This window comes from Asticcacaulis sp. (assembly GCF_051956075.1).
Classification (GTDB): domain Bacteria; phylum Pseudomonadota; class Alphaproteobacteria; order Caulobacterales; family Caulobacteraceae; genus Asticcacaulis.
In genome coordinates, this window is sequence record NZ_JBQCGA010000059.1 from 19,137 (window position 1) to 27,062 (window position 7,926).

The 7,926-nt window shown below is 62.4% G+C and carries 7 protein-coding genes; 6 read left to right on the plus strand and 1 reads right to left on the minus strand.

The genetic code is table 11. The features are described from left to right. Nucleotides 1–171 precede the first annotated feature (171 nt). The 3 genes from ACTHLA_RS15285 to ACTHLA_RS15295 are packed head-to-tail and all read left to right on the plus strand — an operon-like array spanning nt 172 to nt 2,221. On the plus strand, nt 172–1,023 hold the full coding sequence (locus ACTHLA_RS15285; RefSeq protein WP_440191246.1) for a division plane positioning ATPase MipZ: 852 nt from the start codon (nt 172–174) through the stop codon (nt 1,021–1,023). A gap of 5 nt (nt 1,024–1,028) precedes the next feature. Beyond that, entirely contained in the window at nt 1,029–1,481 is a 453-nt protein-coding gene (locus tag ACTHLA_RS15290) for a J domain-containing protein (protein ID WP_440191249.1), read from the plus strand. A 2-nt stretch (nt 1,482–1,483) separates the two neighbouring features. Continuing rightward, complete coding sequence (locus ACTHLA_RS15295) at nt 1,484–2,221, plus strand: GNAT family N-acetyltransferase (RefSeq protein WP_440191252.1); 738 nt, start codon at nt 1,484–1,486, stop codon at nt 2,219–2,221. Here ACTHLA_RS15295 and ACTHLA_RS15300 read toward each other — a convergent pair. Continuing rightward, on the minus strand, nt 2,218–3,717 hold the full coding sequence (locus ACTHLA_RS15300) for a serine hydrolase (RefSeq protein ID WP_440191255.1): 1,500 nt from the start codon (nt 3,715–3,717) through the stop codon (nt 2,218–2,220). The genes ACTHLA_RS15295 and ACTHLA_RS15300 overlap by 4 nt on opposite strands. Nucleotides 3,718–4,145: 428 nt before the next feature. Between ACTHLA_RS15300 and ACTHLA_RS15305 the strand changes: the two genes are divergently transcribed. The 3 genes from ACTHLA_RS15305 to clpA all read left to right on the plus strand — a co-directional run bounded on the left by ACTHLA_RS15305 (nt 4,146) and on the right by clpA (nt 7,805). Further along, nucleotides 4,146–4,583, plus strand: coding sequence for a phasin family protein (locus ACTHLA_RS15305; RefSeq protein ID WP_440191258.1), 438 nt, complete (start codon nt 4,146–4,148; stop codon nt 4,581–4,583). 444 nt (nt 4,584–5,027) lie between these two features. After that, nucleotides 5,028–5,342, plus strand: coding sequence for an ATP-dependent Clp protease adapter ClpS (gene clpS / locus ACTHLA_RS15310; protein ID WP_440191267.1), 315 nt, complete (start codon nt 5,028–5,030; stop codon nt 5,340–5,342). A gap of 153 nt (nt 5,343–5,495) precedes the next feature. After that, nucleotides 5,496–7,805: an ATP-dependent Clp protease ATP-binding subunit ClpA gene (gene clpA / locus ACTHLA_RS15315; RefSeq protein ID WP_440191261.1), complete on the plus strand. Its 2,310-nt coding sequence runs from the start codon at nt 5,496–5,498 to the stop codon at nt 7,803–7,805. Nucleotides 7,806–7,926: the final 121 nt, after the last annotated feature.

The window sequence follows — 7,926 nt, forward strand, 5'->3', positions numbered from 1 at the left end:
GAGCGACAAAATAAAAACTTAGAGCGCCGATCTGAGTCTATCAGATCGAAACGCGCTCTAAGCGCGCGCCATTTACCCACCGTATAATCTTAACGAAAGATTGACGCGCTCTGGCGGGCGGCGACAAGACGGCTTACATCTGCAAGAGATATGAGTCGGGAGTGGGCGTTGATGTCGCAGCCGCGTATTCTGGTGTTTGGTAATGAAAAAGGCGGGGCGGGCAAATCGACCGGCGCGATGCACGTCGGCGTGCATCTGCTGCATCAGGGCCATCGCGTCGCCTTTCTCGACCTCGACCTGCGGCAAAGATCGCTGGCGCGCTTCTTCTCCAATCGCCAAAAATGGGCCGCCGCCAACGAAAAGGCCCTGCCGCAGGCCTTCGAGCCGTTCTTGCACGCCAAACCCGCCGATCTGCTGCATGTGCCGGAGGCCGAGGCCAAGGCCGCCTTCGACCGCGCGCTGGAAGAGGCGCTGGACGGCGCCGACTATGTGCTGATCGACACGCCGGGCGGCGACCATGTCCTGTCGCGCCGCGCCCACGCCGCCGCCCACATGATCGTCACCCCGATGAATGACAGCTTCATCGATTTCGACCTGCTGGGCGAGGTCGATCCGGTCACGCTCGACGTCAAACGCCCGTCCATCTATGCCGAGACGGTGTGGAATTCGCGCAAGACGCGCGCGGTCTGGGACGGCAAGTCGATCCGCTGGATCGTGCTGCGCAACCGTTTGGCCCAGCTTGAAGCGCGCAACCGCCGCCGCGTCGATGAGCGCGTGCAGGCGCTGGGCCGCCGCGTCGGTTTTGAGGTGCTGGCGGGCCTGCGCGACCGGGTCATCTACCGCGAACTGTTCCCGTTCGGTCTGACCGTGGCCGACCTGTCCGAGGAGGTCAATCCGGTCGCCATGTCGCTCAGCCACGTCTCGGCGCGGCAGGAGCTGCGCGCCCTGATGGCTTCGCTGGGCCTCGATCAGATCGACGCCGATGCGGTCCTGCCCGCCGACCTCGAAACCGAGGAGGCGTAAAGGCCATGTGGCTGGCTGTGATCGCCGCGGTTTTTCTGCTGCTGGTCTATGTCGGGCGGCAGTCGCGGCTGGGAAAACTGCGGCCCGGACCGTGGATTCGCCAGTTCCGCGCCGCGCGCAGCCTGATCGGCCTGGCCCTGTGCGTGTTCGGAATCAGCCTGTCGGTGCGCGGCCTGGTCTGGGAAGGCGTGGCCGCGATTGTTCTGGGCATCGGCATGATGGGTACGGTGCGCGTGCAGGCGGCCTTTCGCCGCCCTGAGCCTCAGGTCGCGGCGGCCTATACCGAGGCCGAAATCCGCGCCTACCGCACGCTCGACCTCGCCGTCGGCGCCGACCGCAACGCCATCAAGACGGCGTGGAAGCGCCTGATCAAGCAGGCGCACCCCGATCAGGGCGGCTCGCTGGAGCGCACCCAAACCCTCAACGCCGCCAAGGATCTGCTGCTGAAACGGCGGTGATTGTGGACGCGGCGCTGATAACCCATCTGGAAAAGCTGGCTCTGGCGGCATGGCCCGCCGAGGAAACGGTATGGCTGGGCGGCTGGGCGATGCGCGCGACCCAGGGCTTTACCAAGCGGGCCAATTCCGCCAATGCGATGGTGCCGCAAGGCGCGTTCGTAATCGCGCGCGAAGCCGCCGAAGCCTTTTACGACGCGCGCGGCTTGCCGACGATCTTCCGCCTGACGCCCTTGGCGCCGGTCGATACGGATGATGCGCTGGCTATGGCGGGCTACATGAAGGACGACCCGTCGCGCGTCATGATCGCGGCGCTGGGGGATGTGGCAGGGCCGACGGCGGAACTGGAGATCGGCGACGTTGCGACGAAAGACTGGCTCGACGGCTTCGCGGCGGCGAATTCCGTCCCTGCTGCGTCGCGTCACCTGCATGACGGGATTATAAAGCGGATTGTCGCGAAGACGGGTTTTGCGCGTCTGACGCAGGAGGGGCGATTTATCGGTTATGGACTGGCGGTTCGCGACGATGCATGGCTCGGCCTGTTCGATCTGGTGATCGCGCCCGATTTCCGCGGCAAGGGGTACGGAAAGCGGTTGTTGAAGGGCTTGATGGCGTGGGGCTTCGCGCAGGGCGCGCGCCACGCCTATCTACAGGTTCGCGAGGTCAACTCAGCCGCGCGAAGGCTCTACGCCGGATGCGGTTTCACTGACGCTTACGCCTATCACTACCGGATCAGGGTTTAAGCGTCCGGCTTGATGACCATGCAGTCGAGGTGCTTGGCGCTCATGGACTTGCAGGCCGTTTGCGCTTCGGTCCTGGTCAGGGCGGCGAAGCGGGTGCGGTACCAGCCGGCGTCGGACTTGGTGATCTGCGACTTGCCCTTGCTGAGCGAGTCGTCAAAGCGTTCCTGCACCTTCTTCACCCAGTCGCGCGCCAGAGAGTGATCGCGGAAGGCGCCGACCTGGATCGACCAGACGGCGTCGGCGCGCGCCTTCTTGCGGCTCTTCTTCGTGTCGGCCTCGGCCAGGCGAGTCCTGACCGCAGGCTTGGCCGAAGCCGCCTTCGTTGCAGGCTTCGCCTCCGGCTTGGCGACCGGCAGGTCGGCGGCGGTCGGCGCAGCGTTGAGCGCGGCGACCACGTCGGGCGCCTTCACGACTGCGCTGGCGCGCTGCACATTGCTGTCGGTGGCGTTGGCCTGCTCGCTGCCTTCGAGCGCATCACGCAGTTGCTGATCGCTGAGCGGCTTGTCGGCGCTGGCCAGAACCGTGTACGGCACGGGGCCGTCGGGCGTCGAAACCTGATAGGGTTGCGGCGCGGACGGGATCACGCCGCCATTGGCGAAGGCCTTGTCGAACTCGGCCTGCGCCACGAGCGTCTCGCCGTGGTCGCGGCGCGACTCGACATCGAAGCCGATATTGAGCAGTTCTTCCCCATGCTCGCGACGCTGGCGGCTCGACGTGGCGCCCATGATCACCGCGATCAGGCGATGGCCGTCCTTGACCTGCGACGCCACCAGCGTAAGGCCCGCCGCGTTGGTGAAGCCGGTCTTCATGCCGTCCACGCCGGGAATGCCGTGCAGCGGATTGTGGTTGTAATAGGTGCGGCCGCGGAAAGTTACGCTCGGCAGGTCGAAATAGCTGTAATATTGCGGGTAGTCGCGCAAGACCGCGCGGGCCAGAATGGCCAGATCGCGCGCCGAGGTGATCTGGCGGGGGTCGGGCAGGCCGTTGGCGTTGACGAAGCGCGTCTCGGTCATGCCCAACTCCTGCGCCTTGATCGTCATCATGGCGGCGAAGCGCTCCTCTGTGCCGCCGACCTTTTCGGCCAGCGCCACAGCCATGTCGTTGGCCGAATACATGGCGGCCAGACGCATGGCGGTATCGACGTCGATGGTCTGACCGGGCTTCATATAGACCTTGACCGGCGCCTGCGACGCAGCGTGCTGGCTGATGACGATCTGGTCGTCGGGCTTGATCTGGCCATGCGACAGGGCGTCGAAGACCAGATAGAGCGTCATGATCTTGGTCAGCGACGCCGGATAGCGCGCCGCATCGGCGCGCATGCCGTACAGAACCTCGCCGGTCTGCGCGTCAACGACGATGCCCGCATATTTGGCGTTGTCGCTCAAATCCTGAGCGTGCGCCGCTGCGCCGACGCCGGAGGCGATAAGCAGCGCGCTCAGGGCGCCGGAGGTGAGGGGCGCGATTTTACGCCCGAATGAACGCCCGAAATTACGCATCGAAGCCTGATCCCTAACTCAATCCGCTGATACTGCCGCCCGCCGCGCGACTGACCTCTAAAAGATCAATGTGGTCCCATTATGGACCGCATGATCTATGTGGCAAGTATGTCACGGGATTTTCTTAATCAAACTTTAATCACACCTTATTGTGAAGGCCGCCGCGATACGAACGTCATATTGGCGGCGTAAGGCGAGAACAGCAAATCACTAACCGGACGGTCTGGCTAAAAAACTCCCACCGGAGGGGAATTTGCGACATCACGAATGCGTTAGCTTTTTGTGCAGCGCAACATAATTCTTGACCGGCTGCTGCGAGTGCGATATAACGCCGTTCATCCGGGCAGGATGTCCGGCGGTAAGGAACGCAACAGAAGTTCCCCAAGTCCCGGCTTGTCCAACCTTATTTAACCTCAAGGAGCCTTCCCATGGTAGAAGCTGCTGAAACCCTGAAGACGACCGTTGAAAAAATGTCCGCCGCTGGCAATCAGGCGTACAAGGATTCGGTCGAAAAGACCCTGACCGCGCTCAACGAAGTCAGCGCCCTGTCCAAGAGCAATGTCGAAGCTGTCGTCGAAAGCATGACCGCCGCCACCAAGGGCGCGGAAACTGTCGGCGCGCAGGCCATGGCCTACTCCAAGAAGTCCTGGGACGACGCCGTCGCCGCCGCTAAGACCTTGTCGGGCGCCAAGAGCGTGCAGGAAGTGATCGAACTGCAATCCAAGTACGCCAAGTCGTCGATGGAAGCCTACGTCTCCGAAATGAACCAGATGGCCGAAACCCTGTCGGCCTCGTTCAAGGATACGTTCAAGCCGATCAACGCGCGCGTCACTGCGACCGTCGAGAAGTTCCAGAGCTACCGTTAATCGGCGTCGGAGCGGATGCGCCGCGCGCTTGGCAAGCCGATCAACGCGCGCGTCACTGCGACCGTCGAGAAGTTCCAGAGCTACCGTTAATCGGCGTCGGAGCGGATGCGCCGCGCGCTTGGCAAGCCGATCAACGCGCGCGTCACCGCTACGGTTGAAAAGTTCCAAAGCTACCGTTAATCGGTCGATCTGATCTGACTGCAAAGGCCCCGCGCGTGATGGCGCGGGGCCTTTTTGCATGCGATTTTACATCACAAAAGAATCTGTGATCGTCTTGTGATGGCGGGGCGCATTTACCCTCTTAACAGCTTCATGGTTTGCACTATCTTGTCTTATCGCGACTCCGACATATCTATGGGGAGTGGTTTGATCGCAGCGCGCAGCAAGAGGTAGGTTTTGCGTCACGACGCTCAAAATGACGTCATCACGTCGGCGGATAAAGGCATGGCGGGGACGCGTCCGGCAGGCTCGCCGCTGGCGGTGGTGGAGGCGCGGCCCAAGCCGCAGAAGCCTTCCCTTTACCGGGTGCTGATCCTCAACGACGATTACACGCCGATGGAGTTCGTCGTGTACGTATTGGAGCGCTTCTTCAACAAGTCGCGCGAGGATGCGACTCGCATCATGTTGCATGTGCACCAAACCGGTGTGGGGGTGTGCGGCGTATATACCTATGAGGTCGCCGAAACAAAGGTGGCCTTGGTTGTCGATATGGCCCGTCGGCATCAGCACCCTTTGCAATGCACGATGGAAAAGGATTGACGGGGAGAAAGACTGAGGGAGGGAAACTACCGGTGAAGCGACGGTTCAGCCGTCATTCACCCCGCCGATGGTAAAACGACCTAAACCATAATTTAGAGGTTTTGCCGAACACTGTTTTATTGAGTATCGCGTTTTCAGCCTCAGGAGGTCGTCATGCCGTCTTTTTCCAGCGCTTTAGAGGAAACTCTGCACCGCGCCGTGGCCCAGGCCAATGCGCATCATCACGAGTATGCGACGCTTGAGCACCTGCTGTTGGCCCTGATCGACGATGTCGACGCGGCGGCGGTGATGAACGCCTGCAATGTCGATCTGGCCAAGCTGCGCACCGCTCTGGACGCCTATATCGAGACCGACCTGAAATCCCTGGTCGAGCCCAATTCCGAGGAGGCCAAGCCGACCGCGGGCTTCCAGCGCGTGATCCAGCGCGCCGTCATCCACGTTCAGTCCTCCGGTCGCGATGAGGTCACCGGCGCCAATGTGCTGGTCGCCATCTTCTCGGAACGCGAATCGCACGCCGCCTTCTTCCTGCAGGAGCAGGAAATGACGCGCTACGACGCGGTCAACTATATCGCCCACGGCATCGCCAAGAAGCCGGGCGCCTCAGAGCCGCGCGTCGTGCGCGGCGCCACCGAGGACAGCGCTTCCGGCGACGACAAGGCCAAGGGCGGCTCGACCGACGCGCTCTCGACCTACTGCGTCGATCTCAACGAAAAATCGCGTCACGGCAAGGTCGATCCGCTGATCGGCCGCTCCGCCGAGGTCGAGCGCTGCATCCAGATCCTGTGCCGCCGCACCAAGAATAATCCGCTGCTGGTCGGCGATCCGGGCGTCGGCAAGACCGCCATCGCCGAAGGTCTGGCCAAGAAGATCGTCGATGGCGAAGTGCCTGAAGTCCTGGCGGGCGCCACCATCCATTCGCTCGACATGGGCACGCTGCTGGCCGGCACCCGTTATCGCGGCGACTTCGAAGAACGCGTCAAGCAGGTGGTCAAGGAACTGGAGGCGCATCCGAACGCGGTTCTGTTCATCGACGAAATCCACACGGTGATCGGCGCGGGCGCGACCTCCGGCGGCGCCATGGACGCCTCCAACCTGCTGAAACCGGCCCTGGCGGCGGGCACGCTGCGCTGCATGGGCTCGACCACCTACAAGGAGTACCGCCAGCACTTCGAGAAGGACCGGGCGCTGGTCCGTCGCTTCCAGAAGATCGACGTTAATGAGCCGACTCTGGACGACACCATCAAGATTCTGAAAGGCCTCAAGCCCTATTATGAGACCTTCCACCATCTGAAATATACCGACGCGGCCATCAAGACCGCCGTTGAGCTGTCGGCGCGCTACATCACCGATCGCAAGCTGCCCGACAAGGCGATCGACGTGATCGACGAGGCCGGGGCCCTGCAGATGGTCGTGCCGGAATCGAAGCGGAAGAAGGTCATCGGCCCCAAGGAGATCGAACATGTGATCTCCAAGATCGCCCGCGTGCCGTCCAAGTCGGTGTCGCGCGACGACACCCAGGCTCTGCGCGACCTCAACGCCGATCTGCAACGCGTCGTCTATGGTCAGGACGAGGCCATCGAACAGCTTTCGACCGCGATCAAGCTGTCGCGGGCGGGCCTGCGCGATCCGCAAAAGCCGATCGGCTGCTACCTGTTCTCCGGCCCCACCGGCGTCGGCAAAACCGAGGTCGCCAAGCAACTGGCGGCGACCCTCGGCATAGAACTGCTGCGTTTCGACATGTCCGAATATATGGAGCGTCACACGGTCAGCCGCCTGATCGGCGCGCCTCCGGGCTATGTCGGCCACGATCAGGGCGGCCTCCTGACCGACGCCGTCGATCAGCAGCCGCACGCGGTCGTGCTGCTCGACGAAATCGAGAAGGCGCACCAGGACATCTACAACATCCTGTTGCAGGTCATGGACCACGGCCAGCTCACCGACGCGGTCGGCAAGAAGGTCGATTTCCGCAATGTCGTGCTGATCATGACGACCAATGCGGGCGCGTCCGACAACCAGAAGAACTCGATCGGCTTCGGTCGCGAAAAGGTTTCGGGCGAGGACGAACAGGCCATCAAGCGCCTGTTCACGCCGGAATTCCGCAACCGCCTCGACGCCATCGTCACCTTCAAGCAACTGAAGCCTGAGGTGATCAGTCAGGTCGTCCAGAAGTTCATCCTGCAACTGGAAATGCAACTGGCCGACCGCCACATCTCGATCGAACTGACCGACGATGCGGCCAAGTGGCTGGCCGAAAACGGCTATGACGAACTCTATGGCGCCCGCCCGCTGGCCCGCGTCATTCAGGAGAACATCAAGAAGCCCCTGGCCGACGAAATCCTGTTCGGCAAGCTGGTCAAGGGCGGCCACGTCCTCGTCAAGCTGACCGACGGCAAGATCGCCTTCGACCTGACGCCCTCGCAAAAGGGCTCCGACAAGGCGACCAAAGCCGAGGCGGTGGAGTAAGGTATGCGGGGGCCAAATGTCCCCCCCCCCCCCAAGACCCAATAATGCGAACCATCGGGTTTTTCGCGTGTGCCAAACGAAAAAAAAAAACCCCCCCTAAGGGCCGGGCGTTTTGTTAGGT

What these genes read in the sequence shown, in the direction of transcription:
- ACTHLA_RS15285 (WP_440191246.1), top strand. Translation starts at nt 172, where the DNA reads ATGTCGCAGCCGCGTATTCTGGTGTTTGGTAATGAAAAAGGCGGGGCG.
- ACTHLA_RS15290 (WP_440191249.1), top strand. Translation starts at nt 1,029, where the DNA reads ATGTGGCTGGCTGTGATCGCCGCGGTTTTTCTGCTGCTGGTCTATGTC.
- ACTHLA_RS15300 (WP_440191255.1), bottom strand. Translation starts at nt 3,717, where the DNA reads ATGCGTAATTTCGGGCGTTCATTCGGGCGTAAAATCGCGCCCCTCACC.
- ACTHLA_RS15305 (WP_440191258.1), top strand. Translation starts at nt 4,146, where the DNA reads ATGGTAGAAGCTGCTGAAACCCTGAAGACGACCGTTGAAAAAATGTCC.
- clpS (WP_440191267.1), top strand. Translation starts at nt 5,028, where the DNA reads ATGGCGGGGACGCGTCCGGCAGGCTCGCCGCTGGCGGTGGTGGAGGCG.
- clpA (WP_440191261.1), top strand. Translation starts at nt 5,496, where the DNA reads ATGCCGTCTTTTTCCAGCGCTTTAGAGGAAACTCTGCACCGCGCCGTG.